Genomic DNA, 23,698 nt, shown 5'->3' with positions numbered 1-23,698 from the left:
GCAGACGCGGGCCCGGCGGGCCGACCACCGTCCGATCGCCGTCCGGGGGCCCGGCGACGTCTGAGCGCGGCCACCCGGCGGACGGCACCGGGGATGCACGCCGGACGCGCACCGGTCAGGTGGGACGTGACGACGGGCCCGTCTCCGCGCTCCCTTACGGCCCCGTCGCCCCGCCGGGGCCGTAAGGGAGAGGCCCGCGGGGCCCGGCCTGCCGGAGCGTCCTGGCACAAAGCATTACTCAATGCAACAATTTCTCTCGAAGGGATGTTGTCGCCTGCCGCCCGGGAACCGCAGACGGAGGTTGTCGCCACGTCCCGCTCCCGGTGGGGAGGTGTACTGCGTGCATCCGGTCCGACCGAGCAGGGGCTTTGTCCTCCTGCTTCTCAGCGTGGTGCTGATCTCGGTCCTGCGACTGGCACTTGCGGCCGCCGACGTGCACATCATGGGCATAGCCGAGTACGCCGTCCTGATTCCGGTCGTGGCAAGTGCGCTGCTGCCGGTGCGGCAGACCGTGATCGTCGGCCTGTTCAACCTGGCCGCCGCCATCGCGCTCTACGGAGTCCTCCTTCAGGACATGGGGCGCGCCAACCAGATCACGATCATCACGGCACTGGCGGTGGCCCTGGGCATCAGCGCGGCCGTCTGCAGGATCCGTGTCGCCGGCGAGACGCGCTTCCGTCGGCTCATGATCGCTCGCGAGCGGCTCGCGCTGCTCAGTGAGGCCAGCAGCCGTGTCGGAAGCACTCTCGACGCGACCCGAACCACCGAGGAACTGGCCGAGGTCGCCGTGCACCGCTTCGCCGACCACGCCTACGTGGACCTCTTCGACAGCGTCCTCCAGGGCGACGAACCCGTCCTGCGGCCCGGCACGGGTGACCTCACCCTGCGCCGTACCGCGGTGGCGGGCCCGTCCGCGGCTTCGGAGGCGGTGCAGCCCGGCGATCCCGTCGTCTACCGGCCGGGCGCGGAACCGACCGCCGGGCTGTTCACGGGCGAACCCGGAATGCTGGAGATCACCGACCCCGGCGCCTCCCCGCCCGCCGATGAAGGCGACGCCGGCACGAGCGGGGTACGCTCCGCGCTGGCGATCCCCCTTCGCGCCCGGGGAGTGACCCTGGGCGCGGCACTCTTCACACGTATCCCGGGCAGGGATCCCTTCGACGCCGACGACCTGCTCCTGGCACAGGAGATCGGCGACCGGGCCGCGGTGTGCGTGGACAACGCCCGCCACTACACCCGTGAGCACAACATCTCCCTGACGCTGCAGCGCAGCCTCCTGCCGCCGAGCGCACCGCGGCAGCCGGCGGTGGCCGCGGCCACGCGCTACCTCCCCGCGGGCCCGTACGCGGGGGTGGGAGGCGACTGGTACGACGTCATCCCCCTGTCGGGGGCCCGGGTCGCCCTGGTCGTGGGCGACGTGGTCGGCCACGGCGTTCGCGCCTCGGCCACCATGGGCCGGCTGCGCGCCGCCGTACGTACGCTCGCCGACATCGACCTGCCGCCGGACGAACTGCTCACCCACCTCGACGACGTCGTCACCCGGCACCGGGACTTCGGTGACCCCCAGGACGTGTGCCGTGACGTCGGGCCGGCGGTCGGCGAGATCGTCGCGACCTGCCTGTACATGATCTACGACCCGGTCACACGCCTCTGCACGGCCGCCCGGGCCGGCCACCCGCCGCCCGCCGTCATGCGACCCGGATCGGACGTCGAGTACCTCGACATCCCCGCCGGCCCGCCCCTGGGCGTGGGAGGACTCCCCTTCGAGGCGGCGGAACTGGAACTGCCCAAGGGCACACGGCTCGCCCTGTACACCGACGGCCTCATCGAATCCCCGGGACGCAGCCTCGACGAGGGACTCAAGCACCTGCGGACGGCGCTGTCCGATCCCATTCCCGCGCTGGAGGACATGTGCGACCACGTGCTGCACACGGTGGTCGGCCAGGGGGCCCGGGACGACGTGGCCCTCGTCATCGCCCGCACGCAGGAACTCGACGGCACCCATGCCGTCGCATGGGACCTCACGGAGGACCTCGCGGAGGTCGGCCGGGCCCGTGACCTCGCCGCCTCCCGGCTGGAGGGCTGGGAACTCGGGGAGCTGGCGTTCACCACGGAGCTGGTCATCAGCGAGCTGGTCACCAACGCCATCCGCTACGGCTCGGGTCCGGTACAACTGCGGCTCATCCGTGAGGACACCTTGATCTGCGAGGTGTCCGACGCCAGTAACACCGCTCCCCACCTGCGGCGAGCCCGGGTGTTCGACGAGGGCGGCCGCGGGCTGTTCATCGTGGCACAGCTCGCCGAGCGCTGGGGCACCAGGCAACGGCCCGACGGCAAGACGATCTGGGCCGAGCTCGCCCTCCCGGACGCGCACCCGCAGGCGATCCGGTGACGTCCGGTGCGAGCGGAAGGTGGTCCGCGGACGGCGGTGCAGCCGCCGCGGTCGCACCGCCGGGAGCTCCGGCCGGCGGGCGCTCCCGCCAGTTCAGGGCGCGGGCTCCGCAGCCGGTCGCACCGCCCGGCACCCCCGACCGACAGCCCGAGGACACATGAACGAACTGCTCACCGCGGCGATCGACGCCCACGGCGGAAGCGCACGCTGGCGTGATCTGACCCGGGCGCGCGCGACCCTTGTCAGCGGAGGGCGCCTGTTCGCCGTCAAGGGCCTGCCGCAGGATCCCGAACCGCGCGAGATGACCGTCCTGCTGCACGAGGAGCGTGCGTCGGTCCGGCCCTTCGGCGCCCCCGACCAGAGGACCGACTTCACCCCCGGGCGGGTGAGCATCGACAAGGCCGACGGACGCGTGGTCGCCGCTCGCGAGAACCCCCGGTCCTCCTTCGCCGGCCACACCCTGGAGACCCCCTGGGACCCGCTGGACCGGGCCTACTTCAACGGCTACGCACTGTGGACCTACCTGACCACGCCGTTCCTGCTGGCCATGCCCGGCTTCACCGTCACCGGTATCGACCCGTGGCAGGAGGGGAACGAACCGTGGCAGGGGCTGCGCGCCACCTTCCCGCCCGGGATCGCCGGCCACAGCACGCACCAGGACTTCTACTTCGGCCCCGATCATCTGCTCCGCCGGCACGACTACCGCGTCGACGTCGCGGGCGGACTCGCCGCCGCGCAGTACGTGTACGACTACGTGGAGGCGGACGGCATCACCCTTCCCACCAAGCGCCGCGCGTACAGCCTCGACGCCACCGGTCACCCCGTCCCGGACGACGTCATGGTCTCGATCGACCTCAGCGACATCCACTTCGGCTGACGCCCGACGGGGCGCCGGCGAGCATCGCGCGCCGCCCAGGCGGCAGCTCCGGGGCCCGACACGTTTCCATGCAACGTCCGTCCACGTCGCCCTACGGGGTGAGCGCCACGTAGACGGATCCCTCGGTGGCGGACCACGAAAAGCCCTGGTGGACCGTGCGAGCACCGTCGGTGAGAATGCGGGCGGCCATGGCGGTGACCGACTCGGCAAGGCCCGGGGTGTTGTCCGGCGCCCACTCCCGGGCGCGGTCGGCGAACATGTAGAGGGTCTGCAGCGCCGCGTCGACGTCGTGCACCTGCTGGCCCGCGTAGGCGACGGGCTTGATCTCCCAGCACATCCGCATGGCATCGCTCCTCCGGAAGGAAGCGGCTACAGCGCCAGGATGCGGGGCGAAGGCCCGGCCCGCATGCCGGTGAGGCGGCCTGGCTGCGAGAAGGGTGCCCTGAGAACGCGCATCGCTGCTCTGACCCGCGGATCCGCGTACGGCACTCAGGAACGGGCAGGTCTGCCTCCGCCGGTGCCGGTCGGCGCCGGCGTTCGGAGGCGACACCTGGGCGCCCGTGGTCCCCGTGCACGCGCCGACGCACGCCGAGGAGCCCTCGCCGGTGGTTCCGGCGGGGCTCCTCAGGACCGAGCGCTTGCGGAGCAGGTCGAAACTCTCGGATGTGGCGGCACGACCGCGTGCTCTCGCGTGATCCGCAAGCTGGAAGGCGCATTCGAGTGACGCGGCCCGCCGCAGACCCGGGAGACGGCGAAGGCGGGACCCCGGCAGGCGGGCCGATGGCGCCGAGCCACGGTCCGGTCCCCTTGGCGCAGATCGAGCACGTCCTCGGAACCTGTCGGCGGCCGCCGCTACGATCGGCCCATGCCGATCCGGAAGCAGACCGCGCCCCCGAGACCGCTCACGGTCGGCGACGTGGTGGCGGCCCCTTCGAGGGAACTCGGCGAGTGGACGGCCGCGCAGATAGTCCGACTCGACGCCGGTTCGCAAACAGCGGCCGTGCTCGAACTGGACTGGTCCGGCCCCGAGCCGTCGTCCGCGGCCGACCTCGGCGACGTCGCCCCGCTCAGACTCACCCACCACTCGTGGAACGGCGGCCTGTCCTTCTGCAACAAGGAATGGGTCCTGCCCCGCAGCCACAAGGTCGTGGGTGCGATGCCCCTGCTCCACGACAAGCCGTCGAACTGCTGGGCCTCCGGATGGCACCTGGGCGACCAACTCGCCCGGCAACGGCGTTGGGACAGCGGCGTCCGGGAGGACCCGGTCGCGACCTGGAAGGCGGAGTACACCGGAGACACGCTGAATGAACTCCTCAGCCGGCGGACGCCACCGAGACCGGAGATCGAGCATCTGACGATCCGGGACATCGACTCTCTCGACTGCGCTCGGCTCGTCCAGTGCTTCCCCGGGGTGTCCTGGCTCCGCCTGCACGGACGCCTCGGCACCCTCTCCGGCGCGGGCGAGCTGAATCGGCTGGGCTCGCTCCGGAGGATCGGCATCGCCGAACTGTTCGGGATGACCGAACAGGACCGTCTCCGACCGCAGCACGTGCCGGAGCTGGAATGGCTGGACCTCTACAGCGTCCCCGCCGCATACGCCTCGGCCATGCGCAGCACCTGGCGACCCGAGATCCCGGCCGGCACCTACGTGTCCGTCCTCCGGGCCCGCAAGCCCGAATGGGTCGCGGAGAACCGGAGCAACCCGTTGCGCGACTGGGACGGCCGCGAACACATCGGCGCCGCGACCTACCGGAAGGCTGTCGCCCAGTACAGGACGACACGGGAAGCGATCCTTCACGTGCTCGCCGAAGAACCCGCGGACGTCTGGTCGGCGCGCATGGAAGAGGTCGGTCGGGCCTACGGTGAGGCGTTCAACAAGCTGGACCGCCGCCCGGGCTTCATCGAGACGGTCGAGCGCGAGGAACTCTTCGACGCCCTCGACCACATCGTGAAAGAGGCCGAAGCGCTCCAAGGCCGCGCCCTCAAAGACGTCGGCGACAGCCTCATCTCCGGACTGGAGTCCGTCCGGGACTGGTGACGAGGCACCGCCTTCGCGTCCATCGCCCGCCCTCGCCTCGCTCCTCGAGCCGGCCCCGCGGCGTGTCGGCGGGCGTGCTTTCGGACGAGGCCGCGTCCGGCGCGGTTCAGCGCGTACGTACCACCGCGCTGCGGGCGAGCCGGTCGTGCAGCCCCTGCCGGTTCGCGTCCATGCTGATGGCGATGACGTTGCTGATGATGATCACCGGGACAAGACCCGTGCCCACGTTGGCCAGGTGACGTATCAGCGCCGGCCCGTAACCGATGCGGCCGGTGCCGCCGAGTTCGACCACCTTGAGCCCCATGACGCGCTTGCCCGGCGTACGGCCCCAACGGCAGGTGCTGATCGGCGAGTACGTCAGCAGGAAGGCCACGACCCACACGACTGCGACCAGTCGCCAGACGCTGACGCCCCCGTCCCCGACCGTCGCATTGAGCAGCCGGTCGAAGGCGATCAGCGGCACAAGGACGACCAGCACGGCGATCACGAGATCGATACCGACGGCCACTTGGCGCTGAACGATACTTGCGGGGGTCCCGGGGCCCGAAGGAGGAGGAGCAGGCGGGAGGAGATCGTTGCCGCCGACCAGTTGTCCCAACATGCTCCCGCCGGCTCCCTTGCGCACACGATGAGTTCGTCGGTTCTCGACCCTCTATGGAATGCGCAATCTCAGACGTTGTCTCACGTGGCACGTCCCGCAGGCTTCTTGTGGCAGCTCCGAGCACTGGCCATGGCCGGACTTCGACTCCTCCGGTCGTTGCGGTCCGCCCACGGGATCTTGAGGCCGCGGGTGGCCCATGGCAGGCTCATCCCGCATGATCGATGAATTCGCGAAGGACAATCTGCACGGGAGACTGCGGCGAGACCGCAAGGTACTGCTCTGGAAGCTCGACGGCTTGTCCGAATACGACGCCCGCCGACCATTGACGGCGACCGGGACCAACCTCCTCGGCCTGGTCAAACACGTGGCCGGCATCGAGGCCCGGTACTTCGGCGAGGTCTTCGACCGCCCTTCCCCGGAACCGCTGCCCCGGTGGCAGGACCACGACGGCAGCGATCTGTGGGCGACTGAGGAGGAGACACGCGATCAGATCATCGAGTCCTACCGGCGCACGTGGGAACACTCAGACGCGACAATCAACGAACTTCCCCTCGACGCCCCCGGCCACGTGCCGTGGTGGCCGGAGCCTCATCACAACACGAACCTGTTCGCCGTCATGGTCCACGTCCTCGGCGAGACCAACCGGCACGCCGGACACGCCGACATCCTGCGCGAAGACGTCGACGGCCGAACCGGGATGCGGCCCGAACACGAGACGCAGATCGATGGGGAAGCCCGCGACGCCTACTACGCGAAGATCGAGCAGGCCGCCAGATCGGCCGCATCGGTCAAAGCACAGAAGGCCGTGCCACGTGACTCGATGTTCGAACGGCACGATGGTGGCCGTGCGGGCTGATCTGTCGAAGCGTCTGGTTCCCGATGAGCTCCGGGAGCTGGTCGCCCCGCTACTGCCGTCGTTCGTGGCTCGACCGTGACGTGCGGCGTACGGCCAACGGCCCGGGCCGGCCGGGCCGGCCGCCTACGCCGCCCTCAACAGCCGCCCCGGCGCCCGCTGTCGATAGCCTGACCGGGTGACGACCGACCTGATCCTCCTGTCGCGCGTGGCCTACCGCGGCCGTGAGATCACCGCGCCCCGGCTGCGCGGTCTGCTCGCGCTGCTCGCGGGCGAACTGCGCGCCGGCCGCAGCACCGCGCGGCTGGTGGAAGGGCTGTGGCAGGACGAGCCGCCGGCCAATCCGGCCAACGCGCTGCGGATCCTGGTCTCCCGGGCCCGCTCCCAGCTCGGCCCCGACGTCGTCGTCAGCACCCCGACCGGCTACCGGCTGGCGTTGGGCGAGGAGCAGGTCGACAGTGCGGCGGTGGTGCGGTGTGCCGAGGCGAGCGCCCGGTGCACCCGCGCCGGGGACCATGCCGCCGCCCTGGCCAGCGCGCAGGAAGGCCTCGCCTTCTGGGACACCACTCCGGACGCCGACGCCCCGCCGGGCGACCCGGTCGCGGAACTGCGCGCCGAGCGGGCGCCGCTGCACCACTCCCTCGTACGCTCCCGCGCCCTCGCGCTCGCCCGGCTGGGACGGAGTGCCGAGGCGATGGCGCCCCTCGCCGAGGTCTTCGCCCGTACCCCGCGCGACGAAGAGGTACTGGCCGAACTGCTGCGCGCCGAGGCGGCCACGGCCGGGCCTTCGGCGGCGCTCGCCCGCTACGACGGATACCGGCGCGACCTCCGGGACGACCTCGGCAGCGACCCGGGCCCCGGTCTCAAGGCCGTGCACCAGGAGCTGCTGCGGGCCGAGGCCCCCGTGGTCCGGTACGGGGTGCCGCACGACCCGAATCCGCTGCTGGGGCGGGACGAGGATCTCGCGGCGGTGGCCGCGCTGCTGCACTCCTCGCGGCTGGCCTCCATCGTCGGCCCCGGTGGGCTGGGCAAGACCCGGCTCGCACACGCCGTGAGCCGCCAGGCGGAGCAGCGGGTGGTGCACTTCGTCTCGCTGGCCGGAGTCGGCACGGACGAGGACGTGGCCGGCGAGGTGGCGTCGGCACTCGGCGGCGCGGAGGCGTCACGTGGCGGCGGGGGGTACGGCGGCCGTACGGACACGGCCGCCGGGATCGTCGCCGCCCTCGGGGCCGGTCCGGCGCTGCTGGTGCTCGACAACTGCGAGCAGGTCGTCGGTGGCGCCGCCGCCCTGGTGCGGGAGCTGGTGGCGCTGTCCAGGGACCTGCGGGTGCTGGTCACCAGCAGGGCGCCGCTGGGACTCAGCTCCGAAGCGGTTTACCAGCTGCCGCAGTTGAGCCTCGCGACCTCGATCGAGCTCTTCGAGCAGCGGGCCCGGGCCGCGCGCCACCATGTCGAGCTGCCGCCCGAGGCGGTGGCGGAGCTGTGCCGCCATCTGGACGGGCTGCCGCTCGCCGTGGAGCTGGCGGCGGCACGGGTCAGGGTGCTGTCCGTTCCCGAGATCGCCCGCCGCCTCGGCGACCGCTTCGCGCTGCTGCGCGGCGGGAGCCGGGACGCGCCCGAGCGGCACCGCACCCTGCTCGCGGTCGTGGAGTGGAGCTGGAATCTGCTGGAGGAGGACGCGCGCGCGGCGCTGCGGGCGCTGTCCGTCCTCCCCGGCGGCTTCACCGAAGGGGCGGCGGAGCGGATGCTGGACGACGGCGACGCGCCGTACCTGCTGGAGCAGTTGGTGGACCAGTCGCTGCTGAAGGCCGCCGACACCGCGGCCGGGATCCGCTTCCACATGCTGGAGACGGTGCGGGAGTTCAGCGCCGCCCGGCGGGCGGCCGCCGGGGAGGAGGAGGCGGTCACCGAGCGGTTCCTGGGCTGGGCAAGGGACTTCGGACTCGCCAACCACGACGTGCTGTTCAGCGCCGAGCCGCTGCGGCACTGGGCGCGGCTGCGCGCTGAGCAGGACAACCTCGTGCTCGCCCTGCGGCTCGCCCTCGCCCGCGAGGACCTGGCCACCACCGCCGCGGCCGGCGCGGTGCTGGCGTGCGTCTGGCTCACCGACTCGGCGGGCTTCCACCGGCTTCTGACCCTGGCCGCCGAGACCGCGGCACCACTGTCGCACTACCGCCCCGACGCACGGCACACCGAGGTCACCCGCACCCTCAGCGCCGTCTGCACCGCCGCCCCGTTCATCGGGCACGGGCCCCTCCGGCCGCGCCACCTCGTCACCTTGCGCCGTCTGCCGCCCGCGCAGCCGGACACGCTGCTGCGGGCGCTCTCCGTCGTGCTGTGCACCATGCCTGACATGCGCCCGCCCGGGTACGAGTCGCTGCGGGAACTGTGCGACGACCAGGCGTCCTTGCTCGCGGGCATCGCCGAGTGCGTGGCCAGCTACATCTGGGAGTACGAGCACGAACCGGAGCGTGCGCTCTCCTCCGCGCGCCGGATGCTCGCCCTTGTCGGCGCCGCGCCCAACCCGGCGCTCACCCTCCTGGGCCACTCCCGCTGCAGCGAGCTGTGCGCGGACGCCGGTCTCGGCGAGGACGCCTACCGGCACCTGCTGGCGGCGCTGGACGCCCTGACCCACCTGAGCGACCAGTCGCCGACGACGGGACTGCGCCGGGGCCTCGTGCTGGCCTGCCTGCAGCGCGGCGAGCCGGACGAGGCCGAGGAGTGGCTGCGGCGGGTGGAGCGGAGCCTGTCCGGGGAGCAGAGCTCCGTCTTCACACCCGATCTGGCGGCCTCGGCCGAGATCGCCCTGGCCCGCGGGCTGACCGAGCTGGGTCTCAAGCGGTGGCGGACGGCCGCCGAGCGGATGCGCGCGAGCGACGCCCCGCCCGCCGACCCGTCCATGGACGCGTGGGCGCGGGTGATCGACGCCCACGTGGTGGCCGCGCACGCGTACGCCGGGCGGCTGGAGCCGGTCGCCGGGCTGGTGGCCGAGCTGGAGGGCCGGCTGCGTGCGCTGCTCGCCGACGGCTCCCTGCCGGCCGGCGAGATCCTGGGGTACGGCACCGGGGTGCTGGCCCTCGGTCTGGCCCGGCTCGCGGCGGGCGACGCGTCGGCGGTGCGGCTGATGGCACTCGCGGAACGGCTGCACGTGTCACAGGTGTTCCATCCCACGATGTCCCTCGACCGGGCCCGGCGGACAGCCGGGGAGACGGACGGGGCGGCGTACGCCGACGCGGTGTCGGAGTACGCCGCCCTGGGGCGGGACGGGCTGCGCGAGGCGGCCCGCGCGCTCATTTCGGGTCGCGGTTGAACTGCGCCGTCGACCACAGGTAGCCGAGCACGGTCAGTCCGGCGCACCAGGCGATCGTGATCCACCCGTAGTTGCCGATCCCGGTGCCGAGCAGCAGGCCGCGCAGGGTCTCGATGGCCGGTGTGAACGGCTGGTACTCGGCGATCGGCTGGAACCAGCCCGGCATCGTGTCGGCCGGGATGAAGGCGCTCGAGATGAGCGGGAGGAGGATCAGCGGCTGTGCGCTGTTGGCGGCCGCCTCGGCGTTCGGACTGGCCATGCCGATGCCGACCGCGATCCAGGTGAACGCCAGGGAGAACAGCACGAGCAGCCCGAACGCCGCCAGCCACTCCAGCGCCGTGGCGTCCGTGGACCGGAAGCCGATGGCCACGGCGACGGCACCGACGAGGACCACGCTGGCCACGCACTGCAGCACGCTGCCGACCACATGCCCGATGATCACGGAGCCGCGGTGGATCGCCATCGTGCGGAAGCGGGCGATGAGGCCCTCGCTCATGTCCATGGAGATGTACACCGCGGCCCCGATCACGGTGCTGCCGATGGTCATCATCAGGATGCCCGGGACGATGTAGGCGATGTACTCGGAGCGGTCGGCGCCACCGCCGCCGATGCCCGCGCTCATCACGTCGCCGAAGATGTAGACGAACAGCAGCAGCAGCATGATCGGCGCGAGCAGCAGGTTCAGGGTCGTGGACGGGTAGCGCCGCGCGTGCAGCAGATTGCGGCGCAGCATCGTGCCGGAGTCGCGGACCGCGAGGGAAAGGGTGCTCATCGGACGTTCTCCTTGGGCTGGTCGGGGACGCCCGCCGGGCCGGTGAGGGCGAAGAACACGTCGTCGAGGTCGGGGGTGTGCACGGTCAGCTCGTCCGCCTCGATGCCGGCCGTGTCCAGCCAGTCGAGGATGGAGCGCAGCTCGCGCTGGCTGCCGCCGCTGGGGATCTGCAGGGTCAGTGCCTCGTCGTCCCGGGTCACCTCGCGCAGTTCGGCGGCGGCGGACCGGTACGCGGCCGGGTCGGTGAAGCGGAGCCGCACGTGGCCGCCCGGGATGAGCCGCTTCAGCTCGTCAGCGGTGCCCTCGGCGGCGATCCTGCCGTCGTCGAGCACCGCGATACGGTCGGCGAGCTGGTCGGCCTCCTCCAGGTACTGGGTGGTGAGGAAGACGGTGACGCCACCGGAGACCAGTTCGCGGATGATCTGCCACATGGTGTGGCGGCTGCGCGGGTCCAGGCCGGTGGTCGGCTCGTCGAGGAAGATGGTCCGCGGGCTGCCGACCAGGGTCATGGCGATGTCGAGTCGGCGCTTCATGCCGCCGGAGTAGGTGGACGCCGGCTTCTTCGCGGCCTCGACCAGGTCGAACCGCTCCAGCAGCTCGGCGGTGACCCGGCGCCCCTCGCTCCTGGACAGGTGGTGCAGGTCCGCCATGAGGAGCATGTTCTCCTCGCCGGTGATCAGTCCGTCGACGGCGGAGAACTGCCCCGTGACGCCTATCTCCGCGCGTACCGCCTGCGGGTCGACGCCGATGTCGTGGCCGCCGACACGGATGTCGCCCGCGTCGGCGGTGACGAGGGTGGAGAGGATGTTGACGACGGTGGTCTTGCCGGCGCCGTTGGGGCCCAGGAGGGAGAAGACGGTGCCCGCGGGCACGTGCAGGTCGATGCCCTGGAGGACCGTCTTGTCCCCGAAGGACTTCCGCAGCCCCGTGGCTGCGATCGCTGATCCGTGGGTCGTTGTCATCATGCCCCGGAGTCTGCGGGGCGCCGCGTTCAACGGCCTTTCAGCGCGGTTTCATTCACCGGCGATGGCGGGTGACACGGTGAAATGGCCTGGTCGCCGCCATCGCGCTCGGGTGGCGGGTGTTGTCGTCCACCGGTAGGGAGTGTGCGAACCCCGCGCGTCGCCGAAGGCCGGCACGAGGCCCGGCGTCAGTCGGGCCGGTGGGAGTCGGCTCTCCCCGCCGCGTGTCGCGACCGCACCTCGCGGGGGCTCACGCCGTATGCGGTCTTGAAGACCCGGCTGAAGTGGGCCGCGCCGGCGAACCCCCACCGGTGGGCGATGGCCTCGATCGTCATGAACTCATGGGCTGGCGAGGCCAGTTGTTTCCTGCACTCCTCGAGGCGCTGCGTCCTTATCCATTCGCCGAGGGTGATTCCCGCTCGGGACAGGGTCAGGTAGAGCCAGCGTACGGAAACGTCATGCTCGGCTGCGAGGCGCTCGGCGGTCAGGTCGGGGTCCGCCAGATGGAGGCGGACGTACTCCTGAACGCGCTCGAGAAGTGTGCTGTTCAAGGGCGCTCTGGCCAGGTCGTCCCGGTCCAGGACCACGCTGACCACAGCCCTGATCAGGTCGAGACTGGGATTCATGAACAGGGCGGTCTCAGCCTCGCCGGCAGCGGTCTGATGGCGCGCCAGTCGGGTGAAGAATGCCGCTGTGGCACCCACGACCGGGCGCTCCGAACTGAGTGGCACGGCAGTGATCCGGTCGAGCAAGGACGGCCGCAGCCCCAGGACATGCGTGGGAACGCGCACGAGAACCGAACGCGTTGGGCCGTGGAAGGCGACCTCGTAGGGCTTCGCATTGTCGAGCACCGTGAGATCCCCGGCCCTTCTCCACGCCTGCCTACCGCCCTGGCGGACCTGGGAGACCCCCGCCTCCTGGAGATGGACGAGAACGTGCGGCACCATGTCCCCGTCCACCGGGGTGGAGTCACACAGGAGGCGGGCGACGTTCCAGCCGATCTCCGAGACTTTCACCGATCCCAGTGCGTTCGTGGTCGCACAGGCGCGCTGACGATGCGGATTCGACGGAAGGTCCACCTCCACGCGGCCGGTGATGGACCACGAGAATTCACGGATCGCGTCCGCACGATCACCAGGAGCGAGCCTCGCGGCGTCGAGTCGGTCTGCCATGCGGGCTTCCTCCTGAACGGGTCGCGGAGCCTGCGTAGCTGGGCGGATTTCCACGCTACTGCCGCCAGTGGGCCCATTCAGCAGATTTTACTGCATTATGCATATTATTTTCGTTTCGCCCTGCACCGCACCGGCGTGCCGCCGGTGCGCTCTCCAGCAGGCCGGCGCCGTCCTCGACTTGGCCCCCGTCGGCGACCCGGGCACCGCACGGTGCCCTGCCGAAACGGTCGGCCTCCTACGAGGATGCGGACCTCACGCCACCGCGTCGTACGAGACCCGTGACCGGACACCGCCGCGAGTGCGCGGCCGCGGGCCGCGCTCCGCGAACACGGTCAGACGCAGCACGAGATAGCGGCCGATCCCGACGAGCGCGGTGGCCGACAGGTACACCGACTGCTGCAGGACGACGCCGGCGCCGGGGCGGAGCAGCGCCAGTGCGCCGACGGCGGCCGACGTGACCAGCCAGCCGGCGGCGACGGTGGCCGCGCTCTTCAGATGACCGGCCAGACCGGGACGGCCGTGGCCGAACGACACACGGGCGTGCAGTTCGGTGGCGGCCACCGAGGAGGCGACGGTGGTCAGCACGTTCGCCGCCATCCACGGGATCCACTGCGAGAGCACGAACAGGGCCGCCGAGGCCGCCAGGGTGACCGCGCTGCCCAGTCCGGCGAAGCGCGCGAAGGCCGCGGCGTGCCGGCGCGTCAGTCGCAGCCTGTTCATGGTGGTCCCCTCCCGGATCGCCGCCCCTCGCGGGGCCTCGTCATCCCGGAGAGCGTGGCCGACCCGGCGTTCACCGCCGTTTCACGGTGTTTTCAAAGGCACCGGCGGCGGTGAAAGCGCTGCGGCTCGAGCAGCTGGCCGCCATCAGTCGCGGCGAAGCCGAATTCGCGTCGCTTCTCCCCGAACAGCACCGCTACGACGTGCACTTCGAAAACCTCCCCGACTGGCGGTCCGCCCCGTCGCGATGATTCCGGCGGCTCGGCGCGCCCCGCGGCCGCACCGGCTTCCGGGCCGCCGGGCAGGACATAAAGAACGCGTAAAGATTGCCGGGATCCGGCAATGACCGAGTGCCGCGCTCCGTGACAGGATCGCGGTGTCTTCGAAAGACCGGATCGGCGAGCGGGCGGGGGGCGGGGGGCGGGATGCAATGGTTTCTCGGTCTCGGCATCGCCGGTCTGGTGGTGCTGGCGCTGGCCCTGGTCTTCGACGGCGTCCTGGACGGACTCTTTGAGGGGCTCGGCGCGGCCTGGACGGACTGCTGTCCCTCCCGGTGATCGCCGGATTCGTGTCGATGCTGGGCTTCACCGGCGCTGTCGTCCTGGGCACCACGGGTCTCGGGACGGCCTTCGCGGCCGCGGCGGGAGTGGCCGCCGGGGGCTTCGCGGGCTGGCTCGCGTGGAGGTTCAGGATCGCCGACTGACGCGGGGCGAGGGGCCGGCGGTGTCACGCACGGGGCCGGACCCGTCCGGGAGGAGGAGGGGAACCGTGCGCGACCCGGCCGGAGGGACCTCCCTGACCGTCGGTCTCCTCGTCCTGGGCGGGGTGCAGATCCTCAACATCGGGCTCGCCGTCGAGCTCGGCGTCATCGCCGCCGTGGGCGGCCTCGCGGGCCTTGCCCGGTGCCTCCTCGTCGGGGACCACGGACACTGGCTGGTCCACGCGGGCGCAGTCGTGGCCGCGACGGCAGCAGTGGTCATGAGCTTCGCACTGCCGGTGGGGTACCTGCCCTGGCTGCACGTCTGACCGCAGAGGCGCGCCCGCAGGTACGGGATGAGGCGGAGGATCCGTTCGTGGAGGTGGTACCGGTGCGGACGAGGGCGATCAGACGGCCCGTGTACGGATGGCTGCCCGTGGCCGGCGGGGTGGGCACCTACGCCTTGGCCGCCCTGTTCATCGGCCCCCTGCACGAGGCCCCGGGAGGGGCGGTGCTGCTCGGGGGCGTGACCCTCTTCTTCGGGCGTGCTCCACAGGCGTGCCCGCCCGCCCCGTACCGGGAGCGGATCACGCCGCGGCCGGTCGACGCCGCCGGAATCCGGAGCCCACCATGGCGGCGAACACGACGGCCCAGAACGCCGCGGCGACCCAGACCTCCCAGCGGCCCATGCTCGTCATCCAGGAGGTCCCGGTCGCACGTCCCAGCTCGTGCGTGGTGACGGCGTACATCCCGATCGGGAAGACGAGGTTCCACCAGCCGAGGTCGTAGCGCAGCGGAATGCGGCGCAGCGCGTGCCGCCACACGCCCAGGGCGAGCAGGAGCGGGATGAGCCAGCCGGAGAACGACCACAGGACGAAGGACGTCCCCACGAGGATCTCCCGCGACAGAATGGTGCTGCCCGGTGGGAGGGCGATCAGCCGCACCGGGACGAGCACGGCGATCGCCGCCGCCCCCATGAAGATCCAGACCGACGTCATGAGGCCTTCCGGCCGGACGGGCCGGGCGAGCAGTCTGGCCAGGACGATCGCGGAGATCAGCAGGTACTGCATCAGGCCGACGGCCCAGCACACCACCGCCAGCACGGGCAGCACGTGTCCTGAGGTCACCCGGGCCAGCGAGGCCGCAGCGAGTGCCACCGACTCCGAGCTCACCGCCCACAGGAACCATGTGCCGTTCACCTGGTCGAACGAGGGGCCCCGCTTCAGGGTGGTGATGAGCGCGAGCGGAATGCCGTAGCCCAGTACCAACCACCCCAGCGCCCCGAACGCCAGGAACGCCCCGGAGGCCGCCGTGTGGCCGTCCGGCGCGAGGCGCGAGGCCAGCACGTTGGAGGAGACGGCGAGGGTGAGGAAGGCGAAGGCGCGCGGCCCGTGGAAGTCCGCGACGAACCGTTCACGGTTTCGCAGCAGGCGCCAGGCGTAGGCGGGCACCAGTACCGCGAAACCGGCCAGGGCCACCCACAGCAGCGCCGCGGAGGCCGTGCGGGCGCCGTTGGCGTACAGGGCCGTGGAGACGATGCCGGTGCCCATGACAAACGCCAGCGCGCCGGGGTTGAGGTCCGCCACCGCGGCGGAGACGGCCGCTCGGCGTCCGGGCGGCCGGGGACCGGGGCCGGGCGTCCGCTCACCGGTTCCGCGGCGGATGATCTTCGACATGACGTGGCCTCCGGCCGCTCTCGCGGTAGCCGCATTCACCGATGTGCGCACTTCATCACCTTTCGGGCGCGGAGGCAGTCCGGGAACCGCCGGGCAACGCCGTGGCGGCAGCCTGCGCCGCGCCCTGGACGACGGTTTCCGCGACGGCCCGAGCGGTCAGTCCCGCCTCCGTGAGGATCTCGGCACGGGTCGCCTGCCGGGGAAACCCGTCCTCCACGCCCAGGACCCGCACCGGGGTACGGACACCGGCCTCCTGCAGGGCTTGGACCACCGCCGTGCCCACTCCCCCGGTCCGCAGGCCGTCCTCGACCGTGACGACCAGGGCGTGGCCGGCGGCGAGGGCGGGCAGTTCACCGGGAAGCGGCTTGACCCACAGCGGGTCCACCACGGTGACCTCCACCCCGCGCTCGGCGCAGAGCGCCGCCGCTTCGAGGGCGACGGTGGCCGTCGTTCCGACGGCGATCAGCAGGACGGTTCCGGTGCCGGGCGCCGCCTCACGCAGGACGTCGACCGCGCCGGCGCGAGCGGCCGCCGGGATCTCCGGGCCGACCGCCCCTCGCGGGTAGCGCAGGACGGTCGGCGCGTCGGTGATCGAGACGGCCTGCCGCAACCGTTCCCGCAGCGTGCACGCGTCGCGCGGCGCCGCGATGCGCAGGCCGGGGACCGCCTGGAGCATCGCCAGGTCCCAGAGTCCGTTGTGGCTGGGTCCGTCGTCGCCGGTGACCCCGGACCGGTCGAGCACGAGGGTCGCGCCGAGACGGTGCAGCGCGAGGTCCATCAGCACCTGGTCGAGCGCGCGGTTCAGGAAGGTGCCGTACAGGGCGATCACCGGGTGCAGCCCCGCCATGGCCATCCCGGCGGCCGAGGCGACCGCGTGCTGCTCGGCGATCCCCACGTCGAAGAAGCGTGCCGGGTACCGTGCGGCGAAGTCGTTCAGGCCTACCGAGCCGGGCATGGCCGCGGTGATCGCGACGACTTCGGGGTGGGTGTCCGCCAGTTCCAGCAGCTCCCGGCCGAACGCCGCCGACCAGGTCGGCAGGGCGGGGCGAAGCGGTCGCCCCGTCCGCGGGTCGATGGCGCCGATGCCGTGCAGATGGTCCTCCTCGTCCTGCTCGGCGGGCGCGTACCCGAGCCCCTTGCGCGTGATGCAGTGCACGACGACGGGCTCGCCCTGGGCCTTGGCACGCTCCAGGGCCGCTTCCAGGGCGGCGATGTCGTGCCCGTCGACGGGCCCGATGTACCGCAGTCCCAGCGCGCCGAAGAGCGAGTGCGGCGTCACGGCCTCGGCGTGGTCCTCGACCAGGCCCGCCCTCAGCCCCTCCTTGATGCCCTCCTTGGCCGCGTGCAGGGTGCGGTGCAACGCGCGTCCGGGCGTCCCGGCGCCGCCGAGGGCCTGCTTGCCCCAGCCGGCCAGACGCTCGTAGCCGGCGTGGGTGCGCAGGGCCGCCAGGTGCCGCGCGAGTCCGCCCACGGTCGGCGCGTACGAGCGGCCGTTGTCGTTGACGACGATCACCACCGGCCGGCCGGGTGCCTCCGCGATGTTGTTGAGGGCCTCCCAGGCCAGGCCGCCGGTGAGCGCTCCGTCGCCGACGACGGCGACGATGTGCCGGTCCGCCTCTCCGGTGAACTGCGCGGCCTTTGCCATGCCGTCGGCGTACGACAGGGCCGCGGAGGCGTGGGAGTGTTCGATGTGGTCGTGCGCGGACTCCTCCCGGCTGGGGTATCCGGACAGGCCGCCGCGCTGCCGCAGGCCGGTGAACTCGCCGGCCCGCCCTGTCACGATCTTGTGGACGTACGCCTGGTGGCCGACGTCCCAGAGCAGCCGGTCACGCGGGGAGTCGAAGACGCGGTGCAGTGCAAGCGTCAGTTCCACGACGCCGAGGTTCGGCCCCAGATGCCCGCCCGTCGCCGCGACGTGCCGGATCAGGAAATCGCGGATCTCCCCGGCGAGCCGGACCAGCTCCGGGTGGCTCAGACCCCGCAGGTCCGCGGGCTGGTCGATCCGTGCCAGCAGGCTCATGTCGCCGTTCCTCCTCGATACCGCCGTGCCGTCGGCTGACGCGCGGTACGCGGCCGAGCGCCGCGCCGCACGAGTCACCGCTCACGCTGTGCGAGCCCCACCGCTCCGGCCCCGTGTCGCCGCGCTGACGACGATAGATCCGGGAGCGGGCGGGGACGGACGGTCCCCCGTGCCGCATCGGCCCCACATCAGGACATCGGCGGGCGGACGCCCCAGGGCGCGCGGACGTACCAGGGCGCGCGCAGGCGACGCGGTGTCCCGATCCGAGGGCTTCATGGCCCGCCGGCCCGCCATCGGCCCCGCGGGAAAACCCGCTCAAGCTCTTGAGGCCGCGAGTCGGCGGCCGTGGATCCGTCCCGGGGAGAAGACATGACCGACCGAGATCCGGTGGACGCCACGCGGCAGCCGCCACCCGTCCTGTACGACCTGGCGCTCCTGCAGGGCGAGTTGCCGGCGCGGCACCGTCTGTCGCTGTACGACTGCCTGATCCTCGGTGCCCTCGCGGGAGCCGAGGGCCGGGCCGTGCCCGTCGTACGGCTGACCGCGTTCCTCCGGGAACCGGCGACCCGGATGTCCTCCCAGCTGAGGGGCCTGGAGGCGGCAGGACTGATCGAACGCCACCGCCGGGACAGGGATCACAGGAGGGTCGAGGTGACCCTGACCGACGCGGGACGTGCCGCGTTCGCCGACGCGGAACGGACCGCGCGGGAGCTGTTGCGCGCGCATCTCGCCCCGTGACCGCCGCACGCCCGGCAGCCGGACGGCCGGGCCCGCGCCGAGAGGTGCGGGTCCGGCCGCGCGCACCGGGCCGCGGCCGTCGACGTGACGCGGAGGCCCGGTGCCTCAACCGGCCGCCACCTCGGCCTGATCCGGCCAGCTGCTCGTGATGACCTTGCCGCGCGTGTAGAAGTGCACCGCTTCGCCGCCGTACATCCGGTGGTCGCCGAAGGCCGAGTCCTTCCAGCCCCCGAACGAGTGGTAGCCCACCGGCACCGGCATCGGCACGTTCACACCGACCATGCCGGTCTCGACCTCGAGTTGGAACCGGCGGGCCGCGCCGCCGTCGCGGGTGAAGATCGAGCTCGCGTTGCCGAACGGGGAATCGTTGACGATGCGTACGGCCTCCGCGTAGCTCTCCGCGCGGACCACGCACAGCACGGGGCCGAAGATCTCGTTCCGGTAGGCGTCGGAGTCGGTGCGGACCCTGTCGAGGAGCGAGATGCCCATCCAGTGCCCGTTCCCGAGGCCCTCGACGGTGAAGTCCCTCCCGTCGAGCACCACATCGGCCCCCTGGGCGGCCGCGCCCGCGACGTAGTCCGCGACATCGTCGCGGTGTGCCTTCGTGACGAGCGGGCCCATCTCGGACGCCGGGTCGTCGCCCGGGCCGATCCTGACCCTCCCGGCCCGCTCGACGATCCGGGGCACCAGCGCGTCGCCGGCCGCCCCGACCGCGACCACCACGGAGACCGCCATGCAGCGCTGGCCCGCCGAGCCGTAGGCGGCGGTCACGGCGGCCTCGGCGGCCGCGTCGAGGTCGGCGTCGGGAAGGACCACCATGTGGTTCTTCGCGCCGCCGAGAGCCTGCACACGCTTGCCCGTCGCTGCCGCCCTGCGGTACACGTGCCGGGCGACCGGCGTGGAGCCGACGAACGAGACCGCCGCCACGTCCGGATGGTCGAGCAGCGCGTTCACCGCGACCTCGTCGCCGTGCACGATGTTGAGGACGCCGTCCGGAACGCCGGCCTCCGCCGCCAGCTCCGCGAGGAGCATGGACGCGGACGGGGCCTTGCTGCTCGGTTTGTGGACGAAGGTGTTCCCGCAGGCGATCGCCATCGGGAACATCCACATGCCGATCATCGCGGGGAAGTTGAACGGCGAGATGCCGACGATCACGCCGAGCGGCTGACGTACCGAGACCACGTCGACCAGGCTCGACACCTCCGTGGACGTCTCCCCCTTGAGGGCGGCGCCCAGCCCGCAGGCCAGCTCCACGATCTCCAGGCCGCGGGCCACCTCGCCCAGCGCGTCCGCGTGGACCTTGCCCTGTTCGGCGGTGATCAGCGCGGCGAGGTCGTCGCGGCGCGCGTCCAGCAACTCGCGGTAGCGGAAGAGGATCGCCGTCCGCTGCGCGAGCGAGGACGTGCGCCAGCCCGCGTAGGCGTCCTTCGCCGCCGCGACCGCCGCGGCGACCTCGTCGGCGCCGCCCATCGCGACCCGCGTGGTGACCTCTCCGGTCGCGGGGTCGGTCACGGGGCCCCAGGTACCGGAGGCGCCGGCGGCGCCCCCGAAGGGCTTGCCCGCGATCCAGTGGGTGACGGTCTTCATCGGCGGTACTCCTCCAGGGTTGACGGCGGCGGGCCGTGAGGGCCGTGTCGTGCACCTCACGGGCCCCGACCGCAGCCCGATGCTCGGCGGCCCCGGGCCGTGGGCCCGGGAGAGCAGGACTGCTGACATCGAAGCTACGTCGCCGATCCGCGCGCTCAGGCCCTTCGGAGCCCCACGTCCCGAAGTGCCCGGCTCCTGTCCGGGATCGCCGTGGGGTGGATCACGCCAGGAAGTGCGCCCGGCCTTCCGGTGCGCGGGTGGTTGCGGTGGCCATCGTGGCGGCGGGTCTGCCCCGGCCCGCGCCACACGTCCCTCAGACCGCAGCCGCCGCACGAGACCGCCGCCTCCGCGGTCCTCAGGCGGCCTGCCGCGGCGGAAGGAAGGCGCCGGCGGTCTCCGGGTCGGGCCACGGCGTGACGGTCTCGCCGGCGACGAGCCAGCCGTAGGCACCGCCTCGCTTCAGACGCAGCTCGTAGAGGAACGGGGCAGCGGTGTCGCTCATGCGGCGGTAGAGGAGCGCGGTCGCGTGCTCGCCCTGGTCCTCGGCGTGCAGGATCCTGTACTCGGTGGACAGCGGTGCCTCGCCCGCACTGCCCCGGGCGGCGAACTCCGCGAAGACCTCCTCGCGGGGAGCTGCCGCGATGGCACCCTCGGCGGTCGGGAAGAGGATCGCCATGTCGTCCGTGTAGAGCTTCTCCATGGCGTCCATGCGGTAGTTGCTCCCGTCGTGCACGACCCGGGAGATGAACTCCTGCATTTCCGTGGTGATTGCGCTCATGATTGTTCTCCTTCTTCTCGGGTTGCCGGCGCTTGCTCGGGACAAGGCGGCCGTCGGGCGGTGGTGCCGCGACGGGCGTCGTCGCCGACGTGGTCTGCGGGGCGAGGTGCGGACCCGAATCCGGCCCGTGTTCACACTGTTGGGCTCCGCGTACGTCGAGAAATCAATGTTCGACGCATACCGAACAAGCTAACACGACCGACTTTGCCGCCGGCGGGCGATGCGAGCGTGACGGTCCTCTCATCACCGTGCGCACACGGTGTCACGTGAAGTCGGGACAGTGGTGCGTGACTCATGCCACCCACAGGGAGGTCCCGGCCGACGCGTGTGCGATGTACCGTCGCAAAAGAAGTTCGACAACTGCCGAACATACTTACCCCCGCGGTTTCCTCCGTGCGGTGAAATCCTGCGCCCACGCCGACCGGCGGCCGGATACTGCGGTCCGCGGCGGCCACCGGGTGAAGCCGCCATATCTCACGGCGCATGGAGTGGCTCGATCAGGCGCGCGTACCGCGCATATCCCGGGTTCGCATCACCAGGCCACGGTTCGGGTCGCGGCCGTACACGCCGGAGATTCCTTGCGGCCCCGTCGGCCAGGCTGCCTGGATCTACGAGAAATTCGGGATCTGGACCGACAGCGACCGGAATCCGGAGTCGGTTCTCACCATGGACGAAATGCTGGACGACATCACCCTGTACTGGCTGACGAATACAGCGGAATCCGCCGCACGCTTCTACTGGGAGAACTCGGACGTCACCATGAACGCCGTCAGGATCGACGTGCCCATGGGCGTCACACTGTTTCCCAAGGAGTTCTACACGCCGCCGCGCGCCTGGGCCGAGAAGGCGTTCTCCAACCTCGTCTACTGGAACAAGGCCGGCAGGGGCGGCCACTTCGCGGCGTTCGAGCAGCCGAAGGTCTTCGCGGAGGAAGTACGCAGGTTCGGCGAGCTGTTCCGCTGACGACGCGCGGCACCGCAGGGGCGGCCCGCTACGGAGGACGATGGGCCGCCCCGGGTGGTGGACGGGCCGAGCGCCACGCGTGGAGAACGCCGCGCATCAGGGTGCGCCGGTGCGGAAGCTTGTGCCATGTCTCACCATTCGAGTCACAACGTCCCCCTCATGTTATGTTCGAAGTTCGTAAAACATCAAACATTGGAGAACCGCCATGTCAAGCCCCTCGAACCCGCCCTTCTCCGGCCACGTCGCGATCGTCACGGGAGCCGGTTCCGGTATCGGCCGCGCGACGGCGATCGCCCTGGCGCAGGCGGGGGCGAATGTGCTCGGCGTCGGCCGCCGGAGGGACGCCCTCGACGAGACCGCCCGGGCGCACGCGAACATCGAAGTCCTCTCCGTCAACCTCGTCGAGGACGGCGCCCCCGCCCAGGTCGTCGGCACCGCCGTCGAGCGCTGGGGACGACTGGACCTGCTGGTGAACAACGCCGGCGGCACGGCCGTCATGCCGCTGGCCGAGGCGGACAAGCAGGTGATCGCGGACCTCTTCCACCTCAACGTCGTGGTCCCGAGCATGCTCGCCCACGAAGCCCTGCCGCACCTGCGCACGTCGTCCGGCAGCATCGTCAACGTGTCCAGCACCTACGGGCACCGCCCCATGGCCGGCGGTTCGCACTACTCGGCCACCAAGGCCGCGATCGAGCAGATGACCCGCAGCTGGGCCCTCGAACTCGCCGCCGAGGGCATCCGCGTCAACTGCGTCGCCCCCGGGCCCACCAGGACCGACGTCATGCTCGCCGCCGGACTCACGCCCGAGGCGGTCAACGACATGTACGCCTACGAGCAGGCCCGCATCCCCACCCACCGCATCGCGGACGTCGACGACATCGCGCACTGGATCCTGCGCATGGCCGAGCCCGCCGGACGCCAGGCCACCGGCCAGGTCATCACCGTCGACGGCGGCCTCGAACTCATCTGACGCCTGCACCGTCGCGGCTCTGGTGGTGTCCCGGGCGCAGCCCGGGGCTCGTCGGCGGAGCATCCGCGGAAAAGACTCGGGCGGTGGTGTCGAGAACCCGCGGCCGGCTCCGTCCCCGTGGTGAAGGCGGCCACAATGGGGTCGCACCGGCACCAAGGAGAGCCACGATGGCCAAGTACCTGCTGCTCAAGCACTACCGCGGCGCACCGGCGGCGGTGAACGACGCACCCATGGACCAGTGGACCCCCCAGGAGATCACCGACCACATCCAGTACATGCACGACTTCGCCGCCCGACTGGAGAAGACCGGAGAGTTCGTCGACGCCCAGGCCCTCGCCCCCGAAGGCACCTGGGTCCGCTACGACGGCGAAGGCCGCCCACCCGTCACCGACGGCCCCTTCGCCGAGACCAAGGACCTCATCGCCGGCTGGATGATCATCGACGTCGACACCCACCCACGCGCCCTCGAACTCGCCGCAGAACTCTCCGCCGCCCCCGGCGCCGGCGGCAAGCCCATCCACGAATGGCTCGAACTCCGCCCCCTCCTCACCACCCCACCCACCACCACCGAATGA

The 23,698-nt window shown here is 71.7% G+C and carries 21 protein-coding genes and 1 pseudogene; 12 read left to right on the top strand and 10 right to left on the bottom strand.

Annotated elements, in window-relative coordinates; genetic code table 11:
• Window positions 1-388 precede the first annotated feature (388 nt).
• Both B085_RS44605 and B085_RS0133035 read left to right on the top strand, forming a co-directional pair.
• On the top strand, window positions 389-2,392 hold the full coding sequence (locus B085_RS44605) for an ATP-binding SpoIIE family protein phosphatase (RefSeq protein ID WP_051102229.1): 2,004 nt from the start codon (window positions 389-391) through the stop codon (window positions 2,390-2,392).
• 157 nt (window positions 2,393-2,549) lie between these two features.
• On the top strand, window positions 2,550-3,269 hold the full coding sequence (locus B085_RS0133035) for a hypothetical protein (RefSeq protein WP_018562886.1): 720 nt from the start codon (window positions 2,550-2,552) through the stop codon (window positions 3,267-3,269).
• A gap of 91 nt (window positions 3,270-3,360) precedes the next feature.
• Here B085_RS0133035 and B085_RS0133030 read toward each other — a convergent pair whose 3' ends face one another.
• Window positions 3,361-3,612 (bottom strand): hypothetical protein, encoded by a 252-nt coding sequence (locus B085_RS0133030; protein WP_018562885.1) that lies wholly within the window; start codon window positions 3,610-3,612, stop codon window positions 3,361-3,363.
• Window positions 3,613-4,134: 522 nt separating this feature from the next.
• Here B085_RS0133030 and B085_RS0133025 point away from each other — a divergent pair.
• The gene (locus B085_RS0133025; protein ID WP_018562884.1) at window positions 4,135-5,307 is read left to right on the top strand and encodes a hypothetical protein; all 1,173 of its coding nucleotides are present in this window, start codon (window positions 4,135-4,137) and stop codon (window positions 5,305-5,307) included.
• Window positions 5,308-5,413: 106 nt separating this feature from the next.
• On the opposite strand, the gene B085_RS46025 is transcribed toward B085_RS0133025, so the two are convergent.
• Entirely contained in the window at window positions 5,414-5,830 is a 417-nt protein-coding gene (locus B085_RS46025; RefSeq protein WP_106435088.1) for an RDD family protein, read from the bottom strand.
• Window positions 5,831-6,122: 292 nt separating this feature from the next.
• On the opposite strand from B085_RS46025, the gene B085_RS0133015 reads away from it, so the two are divergent.
• Entirely contained in the window at window positions 6,123-6,764 is a 642-nt protein-coding gene (locus B085_RS0133015; RefSeq protein ID WP_018562882.1) for a DinB family protein, read from the top strand.
• A 175-nt stretch (window positions 6,765-6,939) separates the two neighbouring features.
• The gene (locus B085_RS0133010; RefSeq protein ID WP_018562881.1) at window positions 6,940-10,071 is read left to right on the top strand and encodes an ATP-binding protein; all 3,132 of its coding nucleotides are present in this window, start codon (window positions 6,940-6,942) and stop codon (window positions 10,069-10,071) included.
• On the opposite strand, the gene B085_RS0133005 is transcribed toward B085_RS0133010, so the two are convergent.
• The 4 genes from B085_RS0133005 to B085_RS0132990 all read right to left on the bottom strand — a co-directional run bounded on the left by B085_RS0133005 (window position 10,052) and on the right by B085_RS0132990 (window position 13,697).
• A complete protein-coding gene (locus B085_RS0133005) occupies window positions 10,052-10,843 on the bottom strand; it encodes an ABC transporter permease (RefSeq protein WP_018562880.1) in 792 nt (263 codons plus the stop codon). The two genes, B085_RS0133010 and B085_RS0133005, sit on opposite strands and share 20 nt — an antisense overlap.
• Window positions 10,840-11,808 (bottom strand): ATP-binding cassette domain-containing protein, encoded by a 969-nt coding sequence (locus tag B085_RS0133000; protein ID WP_018562879.1) that lies wholly within the window; start codon window positions 11,806-11,808, stop codon window positions 10,840-10,842. Before B085_RS0133000 ends, B085_RS0133005 begins: the two co-directional genes overlap by 4 nt.
• A gap of 185 nt (window positions 11,809-11,993) precedes the next feature.
• Window positions 11,994-12,977, bottom strand: a complete 984-nt coding sequence (locus B085_RS44595) for a helix-turn-helix domain-containing protein (protein ID WP_018562878.1) — start codon at window positions 12,975-12,977, stop codon at window positions 11,994-11,996.
• A gap of 252 nt (window positions 12,978-13,229) precedes the next feature.
• Complete coding sequence (locus tag B085_RS0132990; RefSeq protein WP_018562877.1) at window positions 13,230-13,697, bottom strand: hypothetical protein; 468 nt, start codon at window positions 13,695-13,697, stop codon at window positions 13,230-13,232.
• A 110-nt stretch (window positions 13,698-13,807) separates the two neighbouring features.
• On the opposite strand from B085_RS0132990, the gene B085_RS47670 reads away from it, so the two are divergent.
• The 3 genes and pseudogenes from B085_RS47670 (at window position 13,808) to B085_RS44585 (ending at window position 14,720) form a co-directional block, all read left to right on the top strand.
• Window positions 13,808-13,945 carry a hypothetical protein gene (locus B085_RS47670; protein ID WP_199789260.1) on the top strand — a complete coding sequence of 46 codons (138 nt, stop codon included), beginning with the start codon at window positions 13,808-13,810 and terminating at the stop codon, window positions 13,943-13,945.
• 174 nt (window positions 13,946-14,119) lie between these two features.
• Window positions 14,120-14,379, top strand: a pseudogene (locus B085_RS44590) (hypothetical protein); the annotation flags it as partial.
• 83 nt (window positions 14,380-14,462) lie between these two features.
• On the top strand, window positions 14,463-14,720 hold the full coding sequence (locus B085_RS44585; RefSeq protein WP_018562875.1) for a hypothetical protein: 258 nt from the start codon (window positions 14,463-14,465) through the stop codon (window positions 14,718-14,720).
• 258 nt (window positions 14,721-14,978) lie between these two features.
• On the opposite strand, the gene B085_RS0132965 is transcribed toward B085_RS44585, so the two are convergent.
• Window positions 14,979-16,067, bottom strand: a complete 1,089-nt coding sequence (locus tag B085_RS0132965) for a tellurite resistance/C4-dicarboxylate transporter family protein (protein WP_018562874.1) — start codon at window positions 16,065-16,067, stop codon at window positions 14,979-14,981.
• Window positions 16,068-16,122: 55 nt separating this feature from the next.
• Window positions 16,123-18,087 carry a 1-deoxy-D-xylulose-5-phosphate synthase gene (gene dxs, locus B085_RS0132960; RefSeq protein WP_018562873.1) on the bottom strand — a complete coding sequence of 655 codons (1,965 nt, stop codon included), beginning with the start codon at window positions 18,085-18,087 and terminating at the stop codon, window positions 16,123-16,125.
• Between the two features lie 369 nt (window positions 18,088-18,456).
• Between dxs and B085_RS46020 the strand changes: the two genes are divergently transcribed.
• A complete protein-coding gene (locus tag B085_RS46020) occupies window positions 18,457-18,825 on the top strand; it encodes a MarR family transcriptional regulator (protein ID WP_018562872.1) in 369 nt (122 codons plus the stop codon).
• Window positions 18,826-18,930: 105 nt separating this feature from the next.
• Here B085_RS46020 and mmsA read toward each other — a convergent pair whose 3' ends face one another.
• Window positions 18,931-20,412, bottom strand: a complete 1,482-nt coding sequence (mmsA, locus tag B085_RS0132950) for a CoA-acylating methylmalonate-semialdehyde dehydrogenase (protein ID WP_018562871.1) — start codon at window positions 20,410-20,412, stop codon at window positions 18,931-18,933.
• Between the two features lie 355 nt (window positions 20,413-20,767).
• Window positions 20,768-21,190: a hypothetical protein gene (locus B085_RS0132945; RefSeq protein WP_106435087.1), complete on the bottom strand. Its 423-nt coding sequence runs from the start codon at window positions 21,188-21,190 to the stop codon at window positions 20,768-20,770.
• 675 nt (window positions 21,191-21,865) lie between these two features.
• On the opposite strand from B085_RS0132945, the gene B085_RS44575 reads away from it, so the two are divergent.
• The 3 genes from B085_RS44575 to B085_RS0132930 all read left to right on the top strand — a co-directional run bounded on the left by B085_RS44575 (window position 21,866) and on the right by B085_RS0132930 (window position 23,698).
• The gene (locus tag B085_RS44575) at window positions 21,866-22,153 is read left to right on the top strand and encodes a hypothetical protein (RefSeq protein ID WP_158689872.1); all 288 of its coding nucleotides are present in this window, start codon (window positions 21,866-21,868) and stop codon (window positions 22,151-22,153) included.
• A 205-nt stretch (window positions 22,154-22,358) separates the two neighbouring features.
• Window positions 22,359-23,123 (top strand): SDR family NAD(P)-dependent oxidoreductase, encoded by a 765-nt coding sequence (locus tag B085_RS0132935; protein WP_018562868.1) that lies wholly within the window; start codon window positions 22,359-22,361, stop codon window positions 23,121-23,123.
• Between the two features lie 167 nt (window positions 23,124-23,290).
• Window positions 23,291-23,698 carry a YciI family protein gene (locus tag B085_RS0132930; protein WP_018560820.1) on the top strand — a complete coding sequence of 136 codons (408 nt, stop codon included), beginning with the start codon at window positions 23,291-23,293 and terminating at the stop codon, window positions 23,696-23,698.

Origin of the sequence: Streptomyces sp. BoleA5, assembly GCF_000373665.1 — a bacterium.
Taxonomy (GTDB): Bacteria; Actinomycetota; Actinomycetes; order Streptomycetales; family Streptomycetaceae; genus Actinacidiphila.
This window is presented reverse-complemented; position numbering and strand designations above follow the sequence as displayed.

Excerpts from the sequence above, each read along its gene's own strand:
- B085_RS0133035 (WP_018562886.1), top strand. The coding sequence starts at position 2,550 with ATGAACGAACTGCTCACCGCGGCGATCGACGCCCACGGCGGAAGCGCA.
- B085_RS0133030 (WP_018562885.1), bottom strand. The coding sequence starts at position 3,612 with ATGCGGATGTGCTGGGAGATCAAGCCCGTCGCCTACGCGGGCCAGCAG.
- B085_RS0133025 (WP_018562884.1), top strand. The coding sequence starts at position 4,135 with ATGCCGATCCGGAAGCAGACCGCGCCCCCGAGACCGCTCACGGTCGGC.
- B085_RS0133015 (WP_018562882.1), top strand. The coding sequence starts at position 6,123 with ATGATCGATGAATTCGCGAAGGACAATCTGCACGGGAGACTGCGGCGA.
- B085_RS0133005 (WP_018562880.1), bottom strand. The coding sequence starts at position 10,843 with ATGAGCACCCTTTCCCTCGCGGTCCGCGACTCCGGCACGATGCTGCGC.
- B085_RS0133000 (WP_018562879.1), bottom strand. The coding sequence starts at position 11,808 with ATGATGACAACGACCCACGGATCAGCGATCGCAGCCACGGGGCTGCGG.
- B085_RS44595 (WP_018562878.1), bottom strand. The coding sequence starts at position 12,977 with ATGGCAGACCGACTCGACGCCGCGAGGCTCGCTCCTGGTGATCGTGCG.
- B085_RS0132990 (WP_018562877.1), bottom strand. The coding sequence starts at position 13,697 with ATGAACAGGCTGCGACTGACGCGCCGGCACGCCGCGGCCTTCGCGCGC.
- B085_RS0132965 (WP_018562874.1), bottom strand. The coding sequence starts at position 16,067 with ATGTCGAAGATCATCCGCCGCGGAACCGGTGAGCGGACGCCCGGCCCC.
- dxs (WP_018562873.1), bottom strand. The coding sequence starts at position 18,087 with ATGAGCCTGCTGGCACGGATCGACCAGCCCGCGGACCTGCGGGGTCTG.
- B085_RS46020 (WP_018562872.1), top strand. The coding sequence starts at position 18,457 with ATGACCGACCGAGATCCGGTGGACGCCACGCGGCAGCCGCCACCCGTC.
- mmsA (WP_018562871.1), bottom strand. The coding sequence starts at position 20,412 with ATGAAGACCGTCACCCACTGGATCGCGGGCAAGCCCTTCGGGGGCGCC.
- B085_RS0132945 (WP_106435087.1), bottom strand. The coding sequence starts at position 21,190 with ATGAGCGCAATCACCACGGAAATGCAGGAGTTCATCTCCCGGGTCGTG.
- B085_RS44575 (WP_158689872.1), top strand. The coding sequence starts at position 21,866 with ATGCTGGACGACATCACCCTGTACTGGCTGACGAATACAGCGGAATCC.
- B085_RS0132935 (WP_018562868.1), top strand. The coding sequence starts at position 22,359 with ATGTCAAGCCCCTCGAACCCGCCCTTCTCCGGCCACGTCGCGATCGTC.
- B085_RS0132930 (WP_018560820.1), top strand. The coding sequence starts at position 23,291 with ATGGCCAAGTACCTGCTGCTCAAGCACTACCGCGGCGCACCGGCGGCG.